We start from the raw sequence: 1,993 nt of genomic DNA, 5'->3' as shown, positions 1-1,993 counted from the left end.
GCCAACTGGAAGTTGATCGTCGAGAACTTCATGGAGTGCTATCACTGCGCCACGATCCACCCCGAGCTGACCAGGCTGGTGCCCGAGTTCGCGCGGGGTCAGGCTGCCCAGTCGTCGGTGGGGCGCGGTGCCGAGTTCGGTTCGGGCGTCGACGGTTTCACCGTCGACGGCAGCGCGGGGTTCCCCAGCCTGCCCGGGGTGGGCGCCGGGCAGGAGCGGCGCTATTTCGCGATCACCGTCAAGCCCACGGTGTTCATCAATCTGGTTCCCGACCACGTGATCTTCCACCGGATGTTTCCGCTGGCCCCGGATCGCACCGTCGTCGAATGCGACTGGCTTTATGCCCCCGAGGTGGCGGCCACGGGCGATCTCGCGCGTTCGGTGGAGCTGTTCCACCGGGTCAACGAGCAGGACTTCGATGCCTGCCGGCGCACGCAGCCGGCGATGTCCTCGCGCGCGTATCGCGCGGGCGGCGTCCTGGTGCCCGCCGAACACCACATCGCCGAATTTCACCGGTGGGTGATCGCGCGAATCGGCACGCCCGCCGCGCCGAGGTGAGCGGGCCCTGGCCGAACAGCGGTATAAGCTCGGTCGTCATGGCCAACGGCGACGACGGAGACGCCCCCGCCGGTCGCCCCGAGGCGGGCCCCGCGGTGCAATCGGTCGACCGTGCCCTGTTGGTGCTCGAACTGCTGGCGGACATGGGCAGGGGCGGGGTCACCGAGATCGCCGACGAGCTGGGCGTGCACAAGTCGACGGCGTCCCGGCTGATCGCGGCGCTGGAGTCGCGCGGCTACGTCGAACAGCTTTCCGAGCGCGGCAAATACCAGCTCGGCATCGCGGTGTCGCGGCTGGCGCGCTCGCGCAGCGGCCATCTGGATCTGGTCAAGCTCAGCCAGGACGCCTGCGACACGCTGGCGGCCGAGGTCGGCGAAACGGCGAATCTCGCTGTCCTCGACGAGAACCGGATCGTCAACATCGCCGAAGCCGTCAGCACCGCGGAGATCGCGCTGCAGACCTGGGTGGGCCAGACCTGCCCCGCGCATGCCACGTCGGCGGGCAAGGTGCTGCTGGCCGGCCTGGACGTCGACGACCTGCGCGGCCGGCTCGGCCCCGCGTTGGAGGCCTTCACCGACAACACCATCGTGACCATCGACGCGCTGGAGGCCGAACTGGCCGTCGCGCGACGCGCCGGATGGGCCAGCGCGCGTGAGGAACTCGAGATCGGGCTCAACGCCGTGGCCGCACCGGTGTACGACGGCAACGGCCGGATCGCCGCGGCGCTGAGCGTGTCAGGACCTGCCTACCGGCTTGAGACCACCGCGTTTGCTCAGGTCGCACGGCGCACGATCGCGGCCGCCGACAGCGTCAGCCGCCGGCTGGGCTGGACCGAGCGCGCTTCTTAGCCGCCGTCGCCTTTGATCGCGGTGTCCACCGGCATCCGCTCGCGCAGGCTGTCGTAGATCGGCGGCGACCCCACCAGGTACGCGGCGAGCACCGCCGCGGCGGTCGCGGCCATCATGGGCACGATCACCGTCGTCGTGGCGGTCATCTCCACGACGATGACCATCCCGGTGACGGGGGCGCGGACGGTGGCCCCGAAGAACGCCGCCATACCCACCAGCGCCATCGGAATCCCCAGCGACGACGCGTTCGCCGGCCACACCAGGTTGAACACGCCGACGAACAACAGCCCCCACAGCGCTCCCACCGCCAGCAACGGCGCGAAGAGCCCTCCCGGCACACCCGCCGAGTACGACAGTGGGCCCGCGACCAGCCGCACCACCAGGTAGCCGATGACCACCGACAGAAACAAATGGTGCCCCCCGAGAATCAGTTGGCTCACCGGGTCGCCGCCGCCCACCGCCAGCGGGTAGACGAACATCGCCAGCCCGATGACCGCGCCGATCAGCGCCGCCTTCGCGGGGGCCGGGACCCGGCCCAGCGCGGCGACGTGGTCGACGAACCACAGCACCAACCGGTTGTAGGCGGC

General features: G+C 70.2%; 3 protein-coding genes. 2 read left to right on the top strand and 1 reads right to left on the bottom strand.

Translation table 11 applies throughout. The features are described from left to right. Together AC2VOK_RS11325 and AC2VOK_RS11320 are read left to right on the top strand one after the other, a co-directional pair. Positions 1-558: SRPBCC family protein (locus tag AC2VOK_RS11325; protein ID WP_428900555.1), on the top strand; the 558-nt coding region annotated here is incomplete at its 5' end. Positions 559-596: 38 nt separating this feature from the next. Continuing rightward, positions 597-1,406, top strand: a complete 810-nt coding sequence (locus tag AC2VOK_RS11320; protein WP_428900554.1) for an IclR family transcriptional regulator — start codon at positions 597-599, stop codon at positions 1,404-1,406. Here the strand turns inward: AC2VOK_RS11320 and AC2VOK_RS11315 are convergent. After that, the coding region (locus tag AC2VOK_RS11315; protein WP_428900553.1) for a chloride channel protein at positions 1,403-1,993 on the bottom strand (591 nt) is incomplete at its 5' end. The two genes, AC2VOK_RS11320 and AC2VOK_RS11315, sit on opposite strands and share 4 nt — an antisense overlap.

Source organism: Mycobacterium sp. TH-M116, from assembly GCF_057473685.1.
The sequence above is the reverse complement of the archived record's forward strand: the minus strand, read 5'-3'. Positions and strand labels throughout refer to the sequence as shown.